Source organism: Paracraurococcus lichenis (assembly GCF_030657435.1).
Taxonomy (GTDB): Bacteria; Pseudomonadota; Alphaproteobacteria; order Acetobacterales; family Acetobacteraceae; genus Paracraurococcus; species Paracraurococcus lichenis.
Genome location: NZ_JAUTWS010000048.1, coordinates 22,460 through 41,860 on the forward strand (window position 1 = coordinate 22,460; position 19,401 = coordinate 41,860).

Genomic DNA, 19,401 nt, shown 5'->3' on the forward strand with positions numbered 1-19,401 from the left:
CGCCATGTCGCGCGCCATCCTGGCCTACCCGAACTTTGTCGATGCGAGCCCCACCTATGCCACCGTCGCCTTCAGCGGTGGCACCTGGCTTGCCGGCCTGCCGCTCACCAACCTCGCATCCCCGCTGCTCGTGAAGCGGGCGCGCAGTGTCGGCGTCACACTGACCGCCACTCAGTTCTGGGTGGACCTCGGCGTGAGCCGGGGCGTGCGCGTGGCAGCGATCCCCTTCCTCACCGCGTCCCGGGACTGCCGCGTGCGGGTGCGGGGCTTCACGGTCAAGAACGCCGCGGCTCCGGCCGTCGCGGACACTGGCTGGAAGGCCCTCTATCCCGCGATCTACCCGGACGGCGTTCTCGACTACGGCGACCCGGCCTGGTGGGACCGGCGGCTGTCGGCCGAGGACGTGGGCACCTATCCGGTGCCGTTCGTGGCGACCTTCGCGCCTGTCGCATATGCCCGCTACTGGCTGGTGGAGATCGACGACAGCGCGAGCACGCTCGGCTACGTCGACGTGCCGCGCATCTTCCTGGCGCCTGGCTGGCGGGTCAGCGTCAACCCGCAGTACGGCGCGCAGCTCGGCTTCGAGAGCCGCACGAGCGGCGCCGAGAGCTGGGGCGGCGCGATCTTCTACGACGTGCAGACCGGGCGCCGCACGATGCAGTTCGAGCTCGACATACCGGAGGCCGAGGCGCTGTCGCAGGCCTTCGACATGCAGCGACGGCTCGATATCAGCGGCCAGCTTTTCTGGATCCACAACCCCGACGACACGCTGCACCTGCACCGCCGGTCCTTCCTCGCCACGATGAAGGAACTGTCGGCGCTCGAATACACGTCGTTCGGCCGGATGAAACCGACCTTCCAACTGAGCGAGGTAATCGCGTGACCATCGTAACCTGGGCCGGGCAGCAGGTGGACAGCAGCCTCCTGGCGAATGGCGGCTACCTCGACACCGTGACGGTCGGCGGCGTCGATCTGCCGCGCTGGCTCGCTTACTTCCAGCTTGCCCTCAACGATGCCGCCGGCTCCGTCACCTCGGCGGCAAATGCGATCTCGGCGCTCAGCGGCTTCACTAACACGCAGGCCACCTCCAGCACGTCGATGACGGTTGCGACCGGGGCGCAGAGCCTCACAGTCCAGACCGGCAAGAACTTCGTCGTCGGCATGCCGGTGAGGATCGCCAGCACCGCGACACCGACGACCCGCATGGACGGCGTGGTCACCGCCTACAACTCATCGACCGGCGCCATGACGGTGCAGGTTATCAGCCTCTCGAATGCCGGCGCCGTGGTGGCGAGCTGGAACGTGTTCCTCCTGGCCGGCGCGCTCACCTCGGGCTCGCAGCAGTTCACCGCGTCGGGCAGCTTCTCGCCGCAGACCGGCGCGTCCTACTACCTCGTGGACTGCATCGGCGCGGGCTCTGGCGGCCAGGCCGGCACCACCGGCTCGCAGGGCGGGCGCGGCGGCGCTGGCGGCGCCCGGCAAATCCGCATCATCCCGGCCTCTCAGGTCAGCTCCACCATCACTGTGACGGTCGGCGCGTCCGGCGCCAATGCCACGACGAGCGGCGCGGTTGGGGGCGACGGCGGGGCGAGCAACTTCGGCAACCTCGTCTATTCGGGTGGCGGCTCCGGCAGCACGGGGGCGGGCGGCAGCATCGCCGGCCTCGGCACCAACGCGCCGGGCATCGGCGGCTACGGCGCGCAGACCAGCGCGCCCAATGCCGAGTGGGGCGGCGCAGCCGGCGGCCTGGCCAGCACCAGCAACGGCAACCCGGGCGGCTCGTCGGTCTACGGTGGCAACGGCGGCGGGGGCGGCGGCTACTCGGCCGCCGGCGCGGCGACCGGCGGCGCGGCCGGCGGCTTCGCCACCACGCAGGGCGGGCCGGGTCTCGGCACCACGACGCCTGCGGGCTCAAACGCCGCGTTCGGCCTGCCGGGCGCCCTGATGTTCGGCGCCGGCGGTGGCGGCAATGGCGGCTCGGTCAGCGGCGGCACACCCGGCCCCGGATCGGCCGGCGCCATCCCAGGCGGCGGCGGCGGCGGCGGGGCGGGAGCGTCCGGCTTCGGCAACGGCGGGCTCGGTGGCCGCGGCGAAGTCCGCGTGTTCTGGTGGTGAGGGGGCAGGCATGAGGTTCGCAGTCATCGAGGCCGGCCGCGTGGTGTGCCCGCGGCTTGCGCCGCGTCGGACGCTGGCGCCGGGTACGGACCGTCGCCGAGGCGCTGCGCCCGAGTGATGCCGCCCCTGTAGACCGACGCCAATCAAGCTAGCGGGCCGTGCGTCCGCGGGCGAGGACACATCAATGCGATACGCAATCATAGACAGCGGCCGCGTGGTGAACGTGGCCGAGGCCGAACCCGACTTTGCCGCCGCGCGGGGCTGGGTCGCCAGCGAGACAGCCGGCCCCGGCTGGACCTTCGACGGCATCGGCTTCGCGCCGCCGGTCGAGCCCACGCCGAAGCGCGTCGTCTCGGCGGCGGAGTTCATCGCGCTCTTCACCCCGGCAGAGGTCGCGGCGCAGTTCACCGCCGATGCACGATTGATGGTCGGCGCGATGACCGTCTTGGGCCAGGGCTCCTGCAATCTCGACAGCCCCGAAACCGCTGCCCTGCTCGGCCTAGCGGTGCAGCTCGGCGTCCTCGCGACCGACCGCGTGCCGCAGATCCTCGCGGGCACACCGCCGAGCAGCGCGCCCAGCACCTAACAGGTTCGGGACACGTCTCGCGGGCGCGGGCGCTGCCCCGCAACCAGCGCCCGTCGGACCCTGCCGTGACTGCGATTGTGCAAACTCTTCTCGAATGGCTTGGTGCTGGCGGCCTCCGGACTGCCTGGAACCGCCTCGCCATGCTCCTCCTCCTCTCCGCGGCAGCAACCGGTCTCGCCGTCGTCTGGGACCAACGAGTGGTCGTGGTCAGCGTGTGGACGAACGAAGCCTCGCACTCCTACGAGGTCGATCCTCAACGTGCCGCCAAAGTCCTCGCAGGTCTCATGCGGGCCACAGGCGGCGTCGCTGCCGCTGCGTGGCGCTACGACTTCCCGCGCAACTCTCGGCACCTGGTGCTCGCCGCGACACGCACCGGGCAATCCGTGCTCGACGGAATGGACCTCGTCCCCATCCTGCGCAGCGGCAGCCACGTCAGCGCCCGCGTCCTGGCGGAGATGTGGGCCGGCTCCGTCCCATGCATCGAGATCACCAACGACGCCAGCGTGGACGTGAAATTCATCACGGCCGAAACGGGCGCGACCATCTACTGCATCACCGGAGTACGCACCGGCGATGGTGACGTGCGGGGCTCCGTCATGGTGTTCCTGACCGACAAACCGACCGACCAGGGCTTCGTGACCGAGGCGCTGCGCGCGGCGGCCCTGGGTCTGCTGCGCCGGACCTAAGGCATCGTCTCAGCTCAGAGGCTACCTCTCTGCCCTGCCGCCGGGGTACGGCGCCCTCAGCAGCCCGTTGTTTCATCCCCGGCCACCAGATCCTCGACCCGCAGGTCGAGCACCCTGGCAAGCCTCAGCATGGCGGCGAGGCTGCCTGGCTGTTGCCCGGTCTCGATGGCGCTGAGACAGCTGGCCGGCATGCTGGCGCGCGCTGCCAAGTCCGGCAGCGTCAGGCCCCGGTGCGTGCGCCAGACCCGGACCGGGCTCTCGCCCGCGAGCAGGCGGTCAACGAGGTCGATGGGCAGGCAATCGGCAAGCACGGCCTCCTTCCCCTTGGCCGCAATGCGCGCTTCGAAGGCCCGGAAAGCCGCAGCATCCTGCGCGTCCTCAAGCGCATCCAACAACGCCTCAAAGTCAGCGCGGCTCAGGGTCACGGTCTCTGGCGTTTCAGCCAGGGGCTTGATCGCGTTCATGCGTCGACCGCCTCCACCTCGACCACCAAGCTCATGCCGAGCGCGGCAAGTGCACGCTCGACCTCCGGCATGCGGCTGACGTGCAGCACGCCCCGCAGGCGGCGAACCGCCTTCTCGTCGCAGCCGAGGGATTTGGCGAGCTCGACGTTGCTGATGCCCCGCTTCGCCATGGCGGCGTTGAGTGCCAGCTTCGCGGCCTCCAGCGCCGAAACCGCCACCATCGGGCGCCCATCTGCAGATGACGGCACAGGCACGACCTCGCCATCATCGACCATGGCGGCGAGAATGCTGGCCAGCGCATCCGCACCGCTCGCCAGGGCCTGCGTCCGGTCCGGCCCGCAGCCAACAGCCCCAGGCACATCCGGGAAGGTCACCGTCACGCCGTCGGCGGCTTCTTCGACCTCGGCAGGATAGGCGTAGCGCATCGCGATCACTCCTTCAGATCGTCATCTGTCAGCCCGAGGTGCCGCAGGATGGCGCGATAGGTGCCCATCGGCAGGTCGGCACGGTGCTGCGGGATCGTGCTGCGCCGTCCGCTCAGGGTGACCACGATGTGGCTGCCCTTGCCCGGCCGCTCCACCAGAACCAGTCCGCGCCGGTTGGCGAGGCGGCGGATTGTGCGGAGCAGCTCGATCCCGTTCATGTCGGGGTAATCGGACATTTATGTCCGAGACGCAAGCTGAATCGGACATTTATGTCCGAAATTCCCCGCCGTCTGGGCAAGGCGGCACTCCTACAGAGGGCAAACCATGGATCTCGAGACGCTGCTGGCACTCCTGCCGGCACGATGGGTGCTGCCTGCACTGCTGGCGGCAGTAGCCTTGCCGCACCTGCTGGCCTGGCTGCCGCAGGGCCAGCCGGGCACGGCCTGGGGCACGCTCCGCAGCCTGCTGGACCGCCTGGCCGGCAACTACGGTAATGCCGCCAACCGAGCCCTGACGGCCCGGCTCTCGGCGGCGACCGTGGCGCAGGGCTTACTCAGCGGGTGGCGGGCAGCAGCGATTGCGCCTCCACTCTCCGCGGCCGACCGCGATATCCTGGTGCGCACCGTCTGGGGCGAGGCGCGCGGCGAGCCCGAGGCGGGACAGGTCGCGGTGGTGCACGTGGTGCGCAATCGCGCGCTTGCACGCCGAAGCTCGGCGGCGGTCGAGTGTCAGCGGCGGTGGCAATTCAGCGCGTGGAATGCGGACGATCCGAACCGGGCCAAGATGCTCAGCTTGAAGCCTGCCGATCCGGATTATCAGCGGATTGCCGCGGTGGTGGATCGCGCCTGGGCGGCGCCGGATACCGTTGCGGACGCCCGGCACTACTACGCTCTGTCGATCGACCGGACGCCAGCCTGGGCGCGGCCGCCGGCGCGCGAGGTGGCGCGGATCGGTGGGCACGTCTTCTTCGCGGGCGTCGCCTAGCGCCAGCAGCGCTGCAGTGAGGTAATCTCCGCGCGGAGGCCGGGAGGGGGCCGCTGCACGGTCAGTATCCGCTCGGATGCTGTCGATGGGGATCGCTGCAGGACAGACCCGGGGCCGGACGGCCCCCCTCACCCGCCCTGCTGGCTTGCAGGCTCGCGGGCCGCTGCCTTCCGCTGCATGGCCTTCCGCTGGCCATCCCGCATCATGGAGAGGATCACCCGCATCTCGCCCGAGGCCCGCGCGTCGCCGTTGGCCATGCGCTGCACGCTGCGGAGGATAGTTCAGCGGCTACGCGCGCAGCTTGCTGGTATAGGCGCAGTCCGACACATCTCCAGCAATGCCCTTCGACATATTATTTAATTCTAATATAATAATATTAATTTTTCATCATGACATCTTTTTCTTTTGTAGCTACAGTCGTTCTCCTCTTTGTTGATTGTTTATGGCACCACATATCATTCTTGGTTGCAAGAATGGTCCAGTGGTCCTTCCACGGCCACCGGCACCGATGGCCCATTCCGCCATACCCAGGCTGGCCGGGCCTCGGTGACGAGTTAACGCCATGGCTCTTTTTCAGAATACGAGCGTGCGCAGCAAGCTCATCATCGCTTTCGGCGCGCTCTTCCTCACCCTGGCCGGCCTGGGCGGCGTCGCTGTCCAGCAGCTCTCGCGCCTTGACGGGGCCGCTGCAGACCTGGCCGACAACTGGATGCCGTCGATCGACACTTTGGGACGGTTGACAGCGAGCATCACGCGCCATCGCGCCCTACAGGGTCAGATCCTGTTGACGACCAACCCGAACACCAAAGCAGAGGCTGAGCGGCAATACGCGCAGGTGCTCGCACTCGTCGAGGAGAACTGGCGTACCTATGACCGGCTCGTCACCCCAGGTGAGGAACGCCAACGGGCCGATGCCATTGTGGCGGCGTGGCGCGACTATAAGGCGAAGGCTGAACGGATCGACGATCTGACCCGACGTGGGGACAGGGATGGGGCGGTCGCCCTCTACGAAGGCGAGACGTGGCCTGTTTACCGTCGTACCCTTGAGGCGGTTTCCGCCGACCAGGACCTTAATACCCGCATGGGTCGGAATGCCGCCGCGGCTGCGCACGTGACCTATGCCTCGGCGCTCTGGATGATCGGCGGTGTCACCCTCCTCGCCGCCCTTGTAGCGCTGGCCTCGGCCTTGTGGCTGAACAAGCAGGTGGTATCGCGGGTGCTCCGGCTGGCCGGCACAACGCGCCAGCTTGCCCAACGTGATTACGCTTTCGAACTGCCGTGCGCTGTCCGGGCTGATGAGATTGGTGATCTCGCGCGGGCTATCGACGAATGTCGCACCGGGCTGCGCGCGGCTGACGCCCTGAGCGCAGCACAGGCCGTTGAGCAGGCCGCCAAGGCTGAGCATGCAGCGCGGTTGGCAGCCTTGCTTAAGAGTTTCGAGGGCAAGGTGCGGCACGCAGTCAGCACGCTCTCGGCCGCAGTGGGACGGCTGAAGGGCGCCGCAGAAATCATGTCCGGCAGCGCCGAGGGTACTCTAAAGCAGGCTGCCTCGGTCGCAGCTGCGGCTGAACAGACCAGCGCTAACGTCCAGACCGTAGCTGCCGCAACCGAGGAACTCTCCGCCTCTATCGCCGAGATCACTCGCCAGGTCTCGCAGAGCTCCAAGGTCGCAGGCCAAGCCGTCGCCGAGGCCCGCCACACCGACGAGGTGGTCCACGGTCTCGCCGAGGGTGCTCAACGCATTGGCGAGGTCATGCACCTGATCACCACCATCGCCGGCCAGACCAACCTGCTCGCGCTCAACGCCACCATCGAGGCCGCCCGCGCCGGCGAGGCCGGCAAGGGCTTCGCGGTGGTCGCCTCCGAGGTCAAGAACCTCGCGGCGCAGACCGCGAAAGCCACTGAGGAGATCGCGGCGCAGGTCGGCGCCATGCAGTCGGCGACGGGCGATGCGGTGGGCGCGATCCAGGCGATCGGGGCGCGCATCGGCGAGGTGAGCGAAATAGCGACTGCGATCGCTGCCGCCGTCGAGGAGCAGGGCTCGGCCACTGCCGAGATCGCCCGCAGTGTGCAGCAGGCTGCGGCCGGCACACAGAGTGTCTCGGGCGCGATCGGCGCGGTCAGCCGCGCCGCCACTGAGGCGAGCGCCGCTGCCAGTGAAGTGGCCAGCGCCTCGGAGGACCTGTCGCGCCAGGCCACGACACTCGACACCGAGGTAGGCACCTTCTTACGCGACGCGCGCGCTGCCTAATCGGCGGATCAGCCGAAGAGAGAAAGGGCCGGCAACCTTCCTGGATGCCGGCCCTTTCCTATCCGCATTCACCGCCTTGCTGTGCGCTGTGGGTACCGCCAGCCAGGTTGTTGCCGCCTGCTAACGCGCAATCTGGAAAAAGCGAGAACCACAGCTCATGGACGAGTACCGTGTCGAGCCAGTGCTTGGCGGCTACGAGGCGCAGCAGCGCATCCTGACGATCGTCGGCGGTCACTCCGTCTGGGTTCCCTTGCAAGAGACCGGGTATTGGGCCGACTCCAGCGCATGCTTGCATGGTATAGTCAGAGTGCGCTGCTCCGTCGCCACGCGCGACGAAGCCGAGCGCATCATTGAGCGGGCGAAGGCGATTAACGCCGCCTAACACACGCTCCTTGGCGCTCCACCAGTTCACCTCTACTCCCCTTCGATATGGCGGGATTATCAGAGGTAAGGCGGAGAGCGGGGCGAGGGAGAGGCCCAGCAGCCGGCGCAGGGTGTCTAGCTCGTCCTGCATCTCCGCCATCTCCTGCTGCAGCCGGGCGATTTCTTCATCGGCGCAGAGGGTGGCAAAGGCGACGCCTTTGCGAAACTCGCCCGGCAAGTCGAGGTCGGGTCGCTTTCGCCGAAGCAGAGGGCGCGGCTGCAAGCGGAGCGGTGATTCTGTGTCTTGAGCTATAAAATAGACAGTGATGTTGCCCAGCCAGCCCTAGGCACCTGTACTTCTGAGCTTCGCGTACAAGTCGCTACGCGCAACAACCAAATCGCTTGTCCGTTCCCAAAACTCCCGCATAGTTGCAACCTCGCGGATGCCAGGAATTGTCCCATTAAGCGCGCGTAGAGCAGTCTCATAAGCTCGAACTTGCGGGCCAACTTCAGCTGGCAGCATCGGGATCGCCGCTTCAAGAAGTTGTTTTTGATTCAAAATATTTGACAGAAGACGGCTTTTCGCCTCTAAGTTCACTTTGTTGTCTTGTGAAATAGCAATGACGAAAGAAGCAACAAGGTGATCAAAATCCATCGCTGCTTCGCGGAAGTCTCGTATTGCTTTCTCGGTTTTGTCTGACGCTGATTGACGGTCCGCGTAGTACTGGGTAACGGCTCCCTGCCAAATAGGCGCGACAGCGCTACCCCCGACGCCGCCAACGAGCAACAGGCCTGCCGGCTTCAGCCAAGACTGCCTCTTCAACCAGCCCAGCATCGGTAAGCCTCCGTCTCCCAAACCGAAATTACCGGGTCGCCGCGCGACTGTCACCGCGCATCCTCGGATGCTCTGCCAAACTTTTGGCGCGCAGGCAGGCATTTCGCCAGACATCGTATTGCATATAGCTTAGCGCTTCACGGACGGCCTCGTCCACAGCGGGAGCGCATGGATCGGGCGTGCCAGTTGCGGCCGTGTTTACGACCTTAGCGCCATTAGGATTGGGTTGCGGCTCGGCCGCACTGGCGGTGGTGAGAAGAGAAAACAACGCAGCTAAGATAAGCGGCGCCAACGTACGAGACTTCAGCGCCAAGGAGCCTGGTGAGTTGATGTTGACCTTGAGGTCGAGCAGGAAGCGCTCCGCGACATCCACTTCCAAGACCTGCCAAATGTGTGCGATCTGGACCGGATCACTAAGACCGGCCTCTTGGGCCTGTGCCACAGTGGAAGCCAAACGGCTGAGTAGGCTCAGGCTCAGGGCGTCCTCGGTGGTGAACCGCTCGGCCTCGGTCCAGAGCCTCGTGGCATAGACGCCGTCGGCGTAGTAGGTACCGTAGCTGTGGTCGAAAATTTCTTGATGGAAGGATTGCCCGAGCAGCGTGAAAGCGTTTGGGCGCCGCAGCACGGTTGACAGCTCGGCTGACAACTCAAGCTCATTCACGGGCGGATACCAGCGAACTAGGCGTGCCGGCATCGGTTCGTCGCCATACATCTCCGGTAGGATGACGCTCGTACGTCGCTCGGGACCGTCAATGAACTCGCCGATGAGTACCCGTCGTGTGGGGATCGCGTCGGGCACCACGACGAGATCGCCAATAGCGGCCCTTGCAAAGAAGCCGATCACCGCGCCCTTGTCGGTGTGTGCTTCCTTCGGAAGTCGCTTGTCTGCATATGCAGCGATGTCGCGGTCTGGCGGATCTGGGATCTCGTCCGTACGGCCTTGTCGCGCCAGCTGTGCTGCTCGCGCAGCCCATGGCTCGATCGCGCGCGCCGCCAGAATGCGTGCGTCTAAATCCGGCAGGTCGGAGGTGATAGGCCCGTCGGGAAGCTGTAGCCCAGGCAGGTCAAGAAAGACCGAGTGCTGTCGCTCAAAGCTTTGTAGGAAGCGGTATTTCTTGCCCGGGAAAAGGCGCCACACTTGACGTTGTGGAGGAACAATCCGGGTATTCAAGTCAATGGTATATTGGGTCATAGGCCGGTGTGCGAGCTTCCGGGGACGAGAGCGGGTGTTAGCGCAGAGCAGTGATGATCTCTGGCAGCCGGACGATGATGCCGCCGAGGGCCGCGACCAACGCCGCCGCGAGAATGATCCAAGGCTCACGGTCAAACTTGTGCCGCTCGCTGATCAGCTTCTGCGTGCTGGCCAAAGTGTTGTCGATCCGCGCCAATTGCTCGCGCAGGTTCAGCCGGTCCTGATAGTCGGTCGGGATGTCGCTCATTCGGCGGCAGCCTTCAACGCCCGGCGGGCGGGCGGCGTTGGAGTGTAGCGGGCCAGGACTGGCGGCAGGTCGGCAAGGCGGCGGCGCAGCCAATCCATCACCTCGGCCGGCGGCTCAGCGCTGCCATCGCACCAGCGATCTACGGCGCCGCGAGTGCGGCCGGTGCGGGCGGCCAGCCAGGGGCGGGAAACCCCGGCCTCGGCCAGCAGTGCGGCGAAGTCACCCATGGGTTAGGCAACCAGATACAACGCGTCGTTCCAACGGGCCTGAGCCTCGGTTGCGTCATAGCTCCATAGGGAGCCGTGCATCCTCTGTGCCTCCAAGCCGTCGCGGTTGGCAGTCTCGCGAAGTGTGCTGCGGTCTTTGGTAATGCCAAACAGCGCATCGGCATCGGGATGTTCGGCCACCATTTGGGCGCACCGTTTGACCTCGGCCAGCAGCGCATCGCTAAGGCTACACTTGAGATTGTCGCTGATCGTGTGCGCGGTGCCGTTGATGGTGATGGCAGGCATCCGTCGTTTCCCTCGTTCCCGGCCGTGCCATTTGCCGCCGTCGGATGCAAGCTAAACCGCCCGCATTTATGATGCAAGCGAAATAGCGCGCATTAGGCGTTATCCATCCTCGCCAGCACCAGGGACGCGACCTCCGGCTCGAGGCGTCGCAGCAGCTCGCGCGCGAGGATGCGTGGCTCAATCTCCAGCGCCGCCGCCCACTCGCGCCAGCTCCGCGGGGGTACGCGCGCCCGGCCGTTCTCCACGCCGGCCACCCAGCTCGCGGTCTTGCCTAGGCGTTGCGCGAGGTCGAGCTGGGAGAGGCCCAAGGCACGCCGCCGCGCTTGCAGCCAAAGGCCCGCCTCCAGGGCCTCGGCGAGCGTCTGCGGGTCGGTGGCCTTGCCCATGGCACCTTCCTAGTGTTGCTTCTCCTGCGGGAGCTGCACGTCACCACGCGGCCCGGTGCAAGTGATCTCGCAGCCGTGGCGCTTCATTCTGGCAAGCACCGCGCGAGCATCGTTCATATAAAGATGGGCGTGTTTCGCCTCCTCGTCGAGGAAGCCCAGCGCGCCAGCCATAGCCATCGCAAGGGTGAAAACCTGCTCGGTCTCGGTCATGGTCCGCCTTGGTTCAGTTGGCGCAAATTAGGTGTGGATCAGGCATCTGCGATTGCCTCCTCGTAAGCCTGGCAGCAGGCGCAGTCCTCGCTGGCCCGACAGCGGGTTCCGGTGGTCGCACAGCCTCGCGCCTTCTGCATGGCGCGGATGAGCGCGCGACGATGGCGCCGGAGATCGTCCGTCATAGTGGTCAGCTCGCCTGCCAGGAACTCCGCGAAGCTATCGGCCATGGTCACGGCTTCCGCGTCATGGCGCGGATCTCGGCGACCACCTGCTCGCGGGTCATCCAGACGCCCTGCACCACCAGGCGGGCCAGACTGGGTGTGGAGAGGAACTCGGAGGCCGCCGCAAAGAGTGCCTGCAGCCGCGCAACCTGGGCGTCGAGGGGGAGCTCTGCCGCCCTCGACACGACATAGCCGGCCTCGGTCAGCGCCAGCATGGCCGCGTCGGCATTGGCCTCGCCGATGCGGCTGCCGGCCCGGACCCTCGCCTGGGCGATCACCTCGTGCGGAGTTCGCATGCCAGGCTCAGGGTCCGCTCAGATCCGGCTCGCCGTCCATGGTGCCGATCGGCCGTGTCAGGACCTGGCGCCGCAGATCCGTGCTCAGGTCCGCCAGGGCCGCCTCCGACGTCTCGAACGGGCCGTTCTCGTAACCGTCGATGCGGGTCCAGTGATAGCTGCCCCGGTCGAAGGTGATGACGCCGAGGCGCCTGTTCGTCAGGTCCAGCAACTCGAACAGCTCGATCATGCCGCAAACGGTAGCGCGCCGATTCGGCCCTCGGTAGCCCGGAGCCGTTCCGCCGTTCTCGCTCCGCCCGCAGCGTCTCGACCAGCGACGGAAAGCAGGGGCCGTGCAGCCGCCAGTCCTGCCAGCGCGAACAGGTCACGCTGCACGCATCCGAGCAGCGCGATCGGATCTCATCAATTCAGGCCGTATTGTACTAACAGCCTGCCGTACTCGTTCATCTCGTAAAGGAGGCCCCCATCCTGGTCGAAGGTCCCACCGTCCATGCCAGCGTTAGCTAGCAGCCCCGCCGAGAACAGCGAGGCGGCGATATCGGGCGAATGGGCCTGGACCCCAGATTTGAAAGTCTTCAGGTAAGGCAGGTCACAAGCGTAAGCGCGATTGACAATGTTAACTAGGCGCATCGCTTTCGCGTATTCGATGTGGCCGTCAATGTGCGCCGCCACCACCCGGCCGATGATGCCCGGCTTCCGCAAGTCGTCGTTCTGCTCGAGAATGAGGATGATAGCGTCGCCAAACCTCTCCAACTCGTCCTGATCGGCCAGCGATGCGATGAAGGCGTCCCGCTTCTCCTGACTGGTTGTGTTCAGGTTATGGAGGAACTCAATCACCTTCCGCAGGTAGAGCTGATCACGGGCACTGCGCCCGGTCCGGGCCATGGCGGTCAACAGGCCGACCACTGGCACACCGTCTAGAGCGCCGGAGGTGGCCGCATTCAAAGCAACGTCGGTGGCCATACCGAATAGGTCGGTCAGTTTGTCGCCAGTGATGGACTTCCAAAGCGACGTTCCTGGTTTCTCAATCATGACATCTCACAATCTTAGGACGTGATAATGCGCCAGCCAGTCGGGGCGACCTGTCATGGTCATGGACCGCATGCGGGCGGTAGGTAGAGCAATTCCGCCGCTCTCGTTCCGCGCGTTTATGGTATCATTCTATCTTGGTATCTTGAATGAAGTAAGTCAATCATCTTTCGCGCGTGCATGTTGTACCGCGCCGGAAAGCCGGTGCCATGCTCCAGGATCAACGCCCGCTCGCGGCGGGCCGCGGTCGCCGGGTCGGGTGCGATCTCCAGCACTTCAAGCGTGAAGGCGTCCTCGCCGTGCTAGCGCATCGCCTCACTGAGCGCGCTGCCCGCTCCCCTGAGGGCCGCCCGCAGATGCTCCTTTAGCCGGTCACCGCGCAGGTGATCCGGTAGATCTCGTACCGCATGATACCAATCTATCTTGATATCTATCTATCAGCCAACCAAGCCTCGACTGCCTCATCCACCAACTCCTGCATGGAGCGGCGAGTCTCAAAGCTGATCTTGCGCAGCCGCTCGTGGGTGACGACGCGCGGCCGGTAGGTCATCGCCGTCCGGGGTTCGATAGCCGGGGGCGTCACTTCGGTAGGGGAGGACACCTTCTCGACCCGCTCCGGGGCTGCCTCGGGCTCCGGCTGGGCGATCTGCCCAACCAGGTTGGCGAACTTGCTCTTAGGCGTGGACATGTGCGGCCTCCTCACCGACGGCGGCATAGGCCTCCCACGCGCGGATGGCGCGCGGCAGGTTGCGAACCGAGACGCCGGCCGCCGCCGCGTGCTCGAAGCTCTTGAGCCGAGGAACCTCGGCCCGGAAGACGGGGATACCCTGGGCGACCAGGGCCTGGCGCAGCTGCTCGCCGTCGGTCTCGGGTGGGGGAGGGACCTTCACTAAAAGGACCCGGTACTTGTCGGCAGCGAGCGCCTGGGCGGCGCGCAGTGTCTGCACCAGGACATCGGTATCGAGCGAAGCAGGAATAGTCGGGACCACCAATAGGTCGCAGCCCTTGGCCAACGCCTCGAAGTCGGCCGAGCCCGGCCGCGCCTCGGTATCAACCACGACGTGCTGGTAGCTGCGGGCGGTGTAGGCTCCGGCCTTCTCGTCGACCACGGCAAAGCTGAAGCCACCGCGCTTGGCCCAGCCGGTGGCCGAGCGGTTGGGGTCGCCGTCGATCAGCAGGGTCGGCCCCAGCGACTGCAGGTAGTCGGCCAAGTGGACGGCGGTGGTGGTCTTGCCCACGCCGCCCTTGTAGCTCGCCACCGTCACGAACATCGGACACCGCCCTACCGATCTATCATGATAGATAGATTGATGGAATGGTATCAATCAGTCAATCCGTCGCCACGGCGAAATGGGCGTATCCTCAGTCCACTGCGACTGGAAAGGCCCGCGGACGAGGTAGCCGGCTCGCGGCGCATGGTTCAATCCTCGTCCGGAGCAGGCGGCAAGCTCTCTTGCGCCTTGGCTATTCGGACCCGTTGCTTCGCGCCTTCCAGCACCGCCATGGCCACGGTACGTGGGAGAGGTACATCTCGCTGGATTGAGCGAGCCGTGACGTCAAGACCTTCGGTGCGGACAGCTTCGTTTGCGGCTTCCAGCACGTCGGCGAGGAAGATGCGCACTTCAGAGGTGTCGTCGAATTTCGGCTTGGGTTGCACGACCAAGGCACGACGACTGCGATTTTGGCCCCGCTCTGCAAGATTTTCGGGCGGAGGGATGTGCTCAGGGCAGTTCGGATTAACGTAATAGCGCGCAACGCCTGGCCCGCGCACGCCACGCACACGCACCAAGCGTCTGCGAAGAGCATTAATCTGCTCGAGCTGCCTTAGCACTCGCACGGTATCGCGTTCGCTGACGCCGGTGGCGACGGCCAACTCGCTCGGGCTGAGTAGGATCTCACCCGTATTAATGTCAACATATCGAAACAGGCTCAACCAGAGCAGGGCTCCGACTAGAGGACGGTCCGAGAAGCCGACCATCCAGAACCCAACCGCGAATGCCTGTTGAGGCGTCAAAATCCAGAACATGCATCTCTGCGCCTGAACAGACCTCACCCCGCTCTCAGTGCCGTGAGCGGAGGCGATGGCCTCTTCTGCACTGCAGGGTCGCACTACCACGCTCCTACTCCTCTCGTATGCGCAATAGACCGCGGGTAAACCAGATGCGTGCTGGCACTCGCCTGTTGCGCGCGCCTAGAATTCGCGCCTAGCTTTCCTTTGGTGGCCTGCTAGCTGCGCAGCACGTGTCAGTTTGCTGGTTGCCTATGTCGCTACGCAGGGGCAGGAGGCGCCATGTAAGTTGGCATTCGTCGATCAGGCTTCATCGGCGCGTGGAATTTGCACCGATAGATCGCTCTACAACGACGAATAATTTGGCTTTATAAAACGAAATCGCAATAAGGCTGCGGTTACGCCTCGAATCGGCGCTGCCAAGACCGATAAAGTTGGGTTTGCAGCTACGTTGCCGCATGCCGCACGCCTGCGGCATGGTGACGGTTCGAGGAATCGAGGAGGTGCCGATCAGCCGCTAGCAGCCAAAAAAAACCCTCGCGGTCCAGCGTGACGACACGCGGAGCACGAGGGCCGCCAAATAGCCAGCGAGAGTGGAGCCAAATTTCCAACTCCCATTCTCGTGCCGTGCCGCACGAAACGCAAGCCAACTTGCGCGTGCTGATGCTCGGCTTGGCGGCTCCCTGGATCCCGTCGTGCTGGGTCGCTCCCCCGAGAGGAGAAGGCCTTGCCCGACGACGTTCGCGCGATCGATCGCGCGTGCCCACACACTGATTTCGTTCGACCAACCCTTAAGTCTCGTCAGCACGATTCATGCGTCATCATGCGCCGGGTCGTGGATCTGGCGCGCGCCGGCGGCCCGCTTGATCAGGATCATGTTGCGCTGGTGCGCGAGCTGCTGACGGGCGATCTCGCCCCTCAAGCCCGCTGCTATGGCGAGCGCTGCCCGAGCGTGCACATGCTCGGCGCGGCAATCGGCCGCAACGCATCCACCGTGATGCGCAAGCTCCGTCACCTCGCGCAGCACGGCTACGCGGCCGACGATCTCTGGCACTTGCGTCGCCACGGTGGCGACCGATGATCCTCCCGCTTCCGGCCCTTCACCCGCGGCCCTGGCACAGTGGCAGCGTGTTCGGGGAGGGCGTGCGGCGTACCGTGTCCATCGGCCAGAAGGCGCTCTTGCTTTCACGGGTGACCGAGCTCTGGTGGGCGCGTCGCATCACCGACACAACACTGCGGATCGCGCGTCGGCTGATCAACCTGGTCGGCCCTGACGGGCGGTTGGACCCCACTCACCAGGAGCTCGGCCGAACCACCCGCACCTCTGACCGGACGGCACGGCGCGCGGTCAACATTCTCTACGATCTCGGACTACTGCGCTGGGAGCGCCGCCTGAAGCGCGTCGGCTGGCGCACCGAGCAGACCAGCAACGCCTACGAGCTACTGACCCCTGCCACCCCGAAGATTCCGGCCGCGCCGGAGCGCGTGCGGACGCGCCGGCGCTGCGGCGGACAGGGCGTCCGTGAAGAGAGGAATCAGTTTAATTTCCCCCCTACCCCCCCTGTGCTTCTCGACTTGCCAGACCGGACGAGCGCGTTCGAGGCGCTGAAGCGGCGGCGTGAGCAGTTCGAGCGGGAGACGCGAGAACTGGCGGCTGCCAAAGAGGCGGCAAAGCGACGACCTCCCGGTTAACGGGCTCAAGCCGAGAGGTCGGAAAGAGGCTCAGGACGAGGGGTGCAGGCGGCGAGCGTGACGCCCCTTGCCGACTCACGCGCGGTGCTCAGGCAGCCGCAGGCATCCCTTTCTGCGCAGCCTCGCCGTGCTGGAGGCCATCAAGAGGCGGTTTCGGCTTCACGCCGCCTGACGTCCTTCCGGCTCTGAAGGGCCGGAAGGACGTCAGGCATGCGCCAGCTCAGACGCCTGGCTTGCCACGTGCCGGCAGCACAGTGGAGACCGGGATCGGCGCCATCCTGGGAGCCATGGCGACCGGCGGTGTCGGCGGCGCGCTGGGAGCGAGGGTGATGTCCAGCTTCTCCGGCAGGTCGAAGTTCGCACCGGTGGCAGCATCCACGGCTACGCCGACGAGGCCACCGACGAGCACATTCCCGAAGGTGGTCCCGACGAACTTCGGTGACGCCGAGACCTGTGCAGGCTCGAAGCCTTCCTTCGTGCAGGCGACGGTGATGTCGTTCTTCGACTTCGCGACGTTCACGCTGCCCGGCGTAGGCGCGACGGTGCCCAGCCGGGTCCCGGCGCGGTCCACGGTGCAGGAGGCGCCCGCCGGCGTGGTGTTGATGGCGACACTCTCGCTGGTGCCCTCCATCACGGAGGCACAGGCAGGCAGAAGACTGACGACGCCGAGCGCCAGCAGACGAGCAAACTTCATGTCTGGTCCCTGATGAGCAAGGAAGCCTTCCGACAATTCTGAAAGGCAAATAAATCTACTTCAGATTGATATGCTGGAATCGGCTGGCCGCGGCTTCGGTGCCTCAATCGGCGGATTTCGGGCTGCGGTGATCCTGCACGAGACCACCATCTGGCGCAGTCCGCGCGGCATCCGACCGCACTGCCGAGCGGTCGTCTCGGGATTGCGGCGGGGGTGATAAAGGGACGATAATCGGGTGTTATCGTCCCTCAAAAGGAGGAGGAGCCCATGCTGGCCGCCTTCCTGCAGCTCACCGAAGGCTCCCAATCGAGGCGGACTGTGGTGATCAATGTCAGCCAGATCCGGTCTCTCAAGGCGCGTGGGGTGGGCAACACGTCCGTGGAGGTGGGCTCGGGCAAAGCGCTTGTGGTCAACGAGAGCGTGGCGCAGATCGTCGACATGCTCCGCGGCGTGAAGGAGGTCGAGGTCCTCGGCACCACCGAGGCTGGGAGGTCGACGTGAGCACTGTGCCCTCCCCTCGGTCGGCCGAACTGGCCCCGCACGCGAGGGCCGCAGCGGACCAAGCCGTCACCTATGCCCGCGGCGCCGATGCCCCGAACACCCGCCGGGCCTACGCGGTCGACTGGCGGGACTGGAGCACCTGGTGCGACAACGCCGGCGTCGTCGCCCTCCCGGCGGCGCCAGAGGCAGTCGGTGCCTACCTGGCCAGCATGGCGCGCACCCACGCCCTGGCGACGCTACGACGCCGCCTCGCGGCTATCTCCCGGGCACACCGGCAGGCCGGGCAGCACCTGGCCACGAGCCATCCCGCGATCCGGGACACGCTGCGGGGCATTGCCCGGGAGCATGGTGTGCCGCAGCGCCGCGCCGCCGCCATCGGCACCGCCGAGATCCGCCGCCTCGTCGCCACCTGCACCGACGGCCTCACCGGCACGCGCGACCGCGCCCTGCTGCTGCTGGGCTTCGCCGGCGCGCTGCGGCGGAGCGAGCTGGTGGCGGTCGAGCGCGAGCACCTGACCTTCACCCCCGAGGGCCTGCGGGTGCGGGTCCCACGTTCGAAGGGCGACCCGGAAGGCCAGGGGCAGGAGCTCGGGATTGCCCGCGGCCAGCACCGTGCCACCTGCCCGGTCCGAGCGATGGAGGCTTGGCTGGAGGTGTCAGGCTGCCAATTCGGGCCGGTCTTCCGAGCGATCGACCGCTGGGGTGGGATCGAGAGCTGTGCTCTGCATCCCGGCGCTGTGCGGCGCATCCTGCTGCGCCGCGCGGAAGAGGCCGGCATCGAAGGCACTGCCCTGGAGCCGATCGCGCCGCACGGCCTCCGCGCGGGCTTCGTCACCCAGGCCTACCAAGCAGGGCTGCGGGACGAGGAGATCATGGAGCACAGCCGGCACCGCGACCTGAAGACCATGCGGCGCTATGTCCGCCGCGCCAAGCTGATGCAGGAGAGCCCTACCAAGCGCCTGGGCCTCTAGCGGGTGTGGTCGGGACTGAGGGGATGACGGTCATGGCCTTGCCCGAAAATGCGCTTACCCAAGCCGAACGGCACGTTCGGGAGGGCGAAAAGCGCGTCGCCCGCCAGATCAGCATTATCGAAGAATTGGACAGGGACAATCATCCCGAGGCGGCGGCGCGCGCCAGAGCGATGCTGGAGACCCTGCGAGAGACCTTGGAACTGGCCCGTGCCCACGTGCAGAGGGCGCGGGAGACGCGCGGCCTCGGGGGCTAGTCCGGCTTGGCCGGGTAGTGCCGGCGGCCTCCGGCCCGCATGGCCAACCGTTTGGCTCGGGATTGGGCGGCTTGAGGTGATTCGGGCGAGCGCCGCTTCCCTCCGAGAAAGCGGCGTTATCGGCGGTGAGAGGCGGCTGCCGTTAAGGCGCGATATCTGAAGTTATGGAGAAAGCAGGCGCAGAGACCTTCTTTCCTCAAGCCCGGGCGTTGCCCTGGCGGAGGCTCCATGACCGTTGAACGAATGCGCCAACACGCCGCTCACCTTCTCACCTGCGCCGAGACCCGCGAACGCAACACGGGAACAGACAATGCCGCCGCGGCCTTGCGGCTACGCCGCCTCGCCGGCGCCATGCGCAAGGCTGCAGACCAAGCCGAAACGCTGCAGCAGCGGCTTTCGCCGCTGCGCCAGCAGGCCGCCGCGGCGCATGCCGAAGCCCTGAACCTGCAACGATGGCGGCCGCGCGGCTGACAGGC

Annotated in this window: 31 protein-coding genes; 11 read left to right on the top strand and 20 right to left on the bottom strand. The window is 66.1% G+C overall.

From position 1 onward, the window contains the following. Positions 1 to 4: 4 nt before the first annotated feature. The 4 genes from Q7A36_RS29225 to Q7A36_RS29240 all read left to right on the top strand — a co-directional run bounded on the left by Q7A36_RS29225 (position 5) and on the right by Q7A36_RS29240 (position 3,387). Complete coding sequence (locus Q7A36_RS29225; protein WP_305107316.1) at positions 5 to 883, top strand: hypothetical protein; 879 nt, start codon at positions 5 to 7, stop codon at positions 881 to 883. After that, the gene (locus tag Q7A36_RS29230) at positions 880 to 2,115 is read left to right on the top strand and encodes a hypothetical protein (protein ID WP_305107317.1); all 1,236 of its coding nucleotides are present in this window, start codon (positions 880 to 882) and stop codon (positions 2,113 to 2,115) included. The genes Q7A36_RS29225 and Q7A36_RS29230 overlap by 4 nt, the downstream gene beginning before the upstream one ends. A gap of 184 nt (positions 2,116 to 2,299) precedes the next feature. Beyond that, on the top strand, positions 2,300 to 2,701 hold the full coding sequence (locus Q7A36_RS29235) for a hypothetical protein (RefSeq protein ID WP_305107318.1): 402 nt from the start codon (positions 2,300 to 2,302) through the stop codon (positions 2,699 to 2,701). Between the two features lie 140 nt (positions 2,702 to 2,841). Continuing rightward, the gene (locus Q7A36_RS29240; RefSeq protein ID WP_305107319.1) at positions 2,842 to 3,387 is read left to right on the top strand and encodes a hypothetical protein; all 546 of its coding nucleotides are present in this window, start codon (positions 2,842 to 2,844) and stop codon (positions 3,385 to 3,387) included. A gap of 56 nt (positions 3,388 to 3,443) precedes the next feature. On the opposite strand, the gene Q7A36_RS29245 is transcribed toward Q7A36_RS29240, so the two are convergent. The 3 genes from Q7A36_RS29245 to Q7A36_RS29255 are packed head-to-tail and all read right to left on the bottom strand — an operon-like array spanning position 3,444 to position 4,512. Then, positions 3,444 to 3,851, bottom strand: coding sequence for a helix-turn-helix domain-containing protein (locus Q7A36_RS29245; RefSeq protein ID WP_305107320.1), 408 nt, complete (start codon positions 3,849 to 3,851; stop codon positions 3,444 to 3,446). Continuing rightward, positions 3,848 to 4,276, bottom strand: coding sequence for a type II toxin-antitoxin system HicB family antitoxin (locus Q7A36_RS29250; RefSeq protein WP_305107321.1), 429 nt, complete (start codon positions 4,274 to 4,276; stop codon positions 3,848 to 3,850). Before Q7A36_RS29250 ends, Q7A36_RS29245 begins: the two co-directional genes overlap by 4 nt. A gap of 5 nt (positions 4,277 to 4,281) precedes the next feature. Next, positions 4,282 to 4,512 (bottom strand): type II toxin-antitoxin system HicA family toxin, encoded by a 231-nt coding sequence (locus Q7A36_RS29255; protein WP_305107322.1) that lies wholly within the window; start codon positions 4,510 to 4,512, stop codon positions 4,282 to 4,284. An 88-nt stretch (positions 4,513 to 4,600) separates the two neighbouring features. On the opposite strand from Q7A36_RS29255, the gene Q7A36_RS29260 reads away from it, so the two are divergent. Further along, positions 4,601 to 5,260, top strand: coding sequence for a cell wall hydrolase (locus Q7A36_RS29260; protein WP_305107323.1), 660 nt, complete (start codon positions 4,601 to 4,603; stop codon positions 5,258 to 5,260). Positions 5,261 to 5,388: 128 nt separating this feature from the next. Here Q7A36_RS29260 and Q7A36_RS29265 read toward each other — a convergent pair whose 3' ends face one another. After that, complete coding sequence (locus tag Q7A36_RS29265; protein WP_305107324.1) at positions 5,389 to 5,517, bottom strand: hypothetical protein; 129 nt, start codon at positions 5,515 to 5,517, stop codon at positions 5,389 to 5,391. 305 nt (positions 5,518 to 5,822) lie between these two features. Between Q7A36_RS29265 and Q7A36_RS29270 the strand changes: the two genes are divergently transcribed. Further along, positions 5,823 to 7,511, top strand: a complete 1,689-nt coding sequence (locus Q7A36_RS29270) for a methyl-accepting chemotaxis protein (RefSeq protein WP_370655718.1) — start codon at positions 5,823 to 5,825, stop codon at positions 7,509 to 7,511. A 58-nt stretch (positions 7,512 to 7,569) separates the two neighbouring features. Here Q7A36_RS29270 and Q7A36_RS29275 read toward each other — a convergent pair whose 3' ends face one another. The 15 genes from Q7A36_RS29275 to Q7A36_RS29345 form a co-directional block, all read right to left on the bottom strand. Next, positions 7,570 to 8,112: a hypothetical protein gene (locus Q7A36_RS29275; protein WP_305107326.1), complete on the bottom strand. Its 543-nt coding sequence runs from the start codon at positions 8,110 to 8,112 to the stop codon at positions 7,570 to 7,572. A gap of 105 nt (positions 8,113 to 8,217) precedes the next feature. Next, positions 8,218 to 8,709, bottom strand: a complete 492-nt coding sequence (locus tag Q7A36_RS29280) for a hypothetical protein (RefSeq protein WP_305107327.1) — start codon at positions 8,707 to 8,709, stop codon at positions 8,218 to 8,220. Positions 8,710 to 8,737: 28 nt separating this feature from the next. Further along, on the bottom strand, positions 8,738 to 9,901 hold the full coding sequence (locus tag Q7A36_RS29285) for a hypothetical protein (protein WP_305107328.1): 1,164 nt from the start codon (positions 9,899 to 9,901) through the stop codon (positions 8,738 to 8,740). 37 nt (positions 9,902 to 9,938) lie between these two features. Next, positions 9,939 to 10,148 carry a hypothetical protein gene (locus Q7A36_RS29290; RefSeq protein ID WP_305107329.1) on the bottom strand — a complete coding sequence of 70 codons (210 nt, stop codon included), beginning with the start codon at positions 10,146 to 10,148 and terminating at the stop codon, positions 9,939 to 9,941. Beyond that, positions 10,145 to 10,375, bottom strand: a complete 231-nt coding sequence (locus Q7A36_RS29295; protein ID WP_305107330.1) for a hypothetical protein — start codon at positions 10,373 to 10,375, stop codon at positions 10,145 to 10,147. The genes Q7A36_RS29290 and Q7A36_RS29295 overlap by 4 nt, the downstream gene beginning before the upstream one ends. 3 nt (positions 10,376 to 10,378) lie before the next feature. Beyond that, on the bottom strand, positions 10,379 to 10,660 hold the full coding sequence (locus Q7A36_RS29300; RefSeq protein WP_305107331.1) for a hypothetical protein: 282 nt from the start codon (positions 10,658 to 10,660) through the stop codon (positions 10,379 to 10,381). 92 nt (positions 10,661 to 10,752) lie between these two features. Next, entirely contained in the window at positions 10,753 to 11,046 is a 294-nt protein-coding gene (locus Q7A36_RS29305) for a helix-turn-helix domain-containing protein (protein WP_305107332.1), read from the bottom strand. 9 nt (positions 11,047 to 11,055) lie between these two features. Further along, on the bottom strand, positions 11,056 to 11,256 hold the full coding sequence (locus tag Q7A36_RS29310; protein WP_305107333.1) for a hypothetical protein: 201 nt from the start codon (positions 11,254 to 11,256) through the stop codon (positions 11,056 to 11,058). Between the two features lie 38 nt (positions 11,257 to 11,294). After that, positions 11,295 to 11,486, bottom strand: coding sequence for a hypothetical protein (locus Q7A36_RS29315; protein WP_305107334.1), 192 nt, complete (start codon positions 11,484 to 11,486; stop codon positions 11,295 to 11,297). 2 nt (positions 11,487 to 11,488) lie between these two features. Then, entirely contained in the window at positions 11,489 to 11,776 is a 288-nt protein-coding gene (locus Q7A36_RS29320) for a hypothetical protein (RefSeq protein WP_305107335.1), read from the bottom strand. A gap of 7 nt (positions 11,777 to 11,783) precedes the next feature. Further along, positions 11,784 to 12,005 carry a hypothetical protein gene (locus tag Q7A36_RS29325; RefSeq protein WP_305107336.1) on the bottom strand — a complete coding sequence of 74 codons (222 nt, stop codon included), beginning with the start codon at positions 12,003 to 12,005 and terminating at the stop codon, positions 11,784 to 11,786. 173 nt (positions 12,006 to 12,178) lie between these two features. Then, a complete protein-coding gene (locus Q7A36_RS29330) occupies positions 12,179 to 12,808 on the bottom strand; it encodes a hypothetical protein (protein ID WP_305107337.1) in 630 nt (209 codons plus the stop codon). Positions 12,809 to 13,235: 427 nt separating this feature from the next. Beyond that, positions 13,236 to 13,493 (bottom strand): hypothetical protein, encoded by a 258-nt coding sequence (locus Q7A36_RS29335; RefSeq protein ID WP_305107338.1) that lies wholly within the window; start codon positions 13,491 to 13,493, stop codon positions 13,236 to 13,238. Beyond that, a complete protein-coding gene (locus Q7A36_RS29340) occupies positions 13,480 to 14,076 on the bottom strand; it encodes a ParA family protein (RefSeq protein ID WP_305107339.1) in 597 nt (198 codons plus the stop codon). The genes Q7A36_RS29335 and Q7A36_RS29340 overlap by 14 nt, the downstream gene beginning before the upstream one ends. A 149-nt stretch (positions 14,077 to 14,225) precedes the next feature. Beyond that, complete coding sequence (locus Q7A36_RS29345) at positions 14,226 to 14,831, bottom strand: hypothetical protein (RefSeq protein ID WP_305107340.1); 606 nt, start codon at positions 14,829 to 14,831, stop codon at positions 14,226 to 14,228. Between the two features lie 709 nt (positions 14,832 to 15,540). Here Q7A36_RS29345 and Q7A36_RS29350 point away from each other — a divergent pair. Together Q7A36_RS29350 and Q7A36_RS29355 are read left to right on the top strand one after the other, a co-directional pair. Beyond that, positions 15,541 to 15,894, top strand: a complete 354-nt coding sequence (locus tag Q7A36_RS29350; protein ID WP_305107341.1) for a hypothetical protein — start codon at positions 15,541 to 15,543, stop codon at positions 15,892 to 15,894. Next, positions 15,891 to 16,505, top strand: a complete 615-nt coding sequence (locus Q7A36_RS29355) for a hypothetical protein (protein WP_305107343.1) — start codon at positions 15,891 to 15,893, stop codon at positions 16,503 to 16,505. The genes Q7A36_RS29350 and Q7A36_RS29355 overlap by 4 nt, the downstream gene beginning before the upstream one ends. A 220-nt stretch (positions 16,506 to 16,725) precedes the next feature. Here the strand turns inward: Q7A36_RS29355 and Q7A36_RS29360 are convergent, their stop codons facing one another. Further along, positions 16,726 to 17,199 (bottom strand): hypothetical protein, encoded by a 474-nt coding sequence (locus Q7A36_RS29360; RefSeq protein WP_305107344.1) that lies wholly within the window; start codon positions 17,197 to 17,199, stop codon positions 16,726 to 16,728. A 267-nt stretch (positions 17,200 to 17,466) separates the two neighbouring features. On the opposite strand from Q7A36_RS29360, the gene Q7A36_RS29365 reads away from it, so the two are divergent. Genes Q7A36_RS29365 through Q7A36_RS29375 form a run of 3 tightly spaced genes read left to right on the top strand, consistent with a single transcriptional unit; the run spans position 17,467 to position 18,925 of the window. Beyond that, the gene (locus tag Q7A36_RS29365; RefSeq protein ID WP_305107345.1) at positions 17,467 to 17,700 is read left to right on the top strand and encodes a hypothetical protein; all 234 of its coding nucleotides are present in this window, start codon (positions 17,467 to 17,469) and stop codon (positions 17,698 to 17,700) included. Next, on the top strand, positions 17,697 to 18,671 hold the full coding sequence (locus Q7A36_RS29370; protein ID WP_305107346.1) for a tyrosine-type recombinase/integrase: 975 nt from the start codon (positions 17,697 to 17,699) through the stop codon (positions 18,669 to 18,671). The genes Q7A36_RS29365 and Q7A36_RS29370 overlap by 4 nt, the downstream gene beginning before the upstream one ends. Positions 18,672 to 18,703: 32 nt before the next feature. Further along, on the top strand, positions 18,704 to 18,925 hold the full coding sequence (locus Q7A36_RS29375; RefSeq protein ID WP_305107347.1) for a hypothetical protein: 222 nt from the start codon (positions 18,704 to 18,706) through the stop codon (positions 18,923 to 18,925). The last annotated feature ends 476 nt before the right edge of the window (positions 18,926 to 19,401 follow it).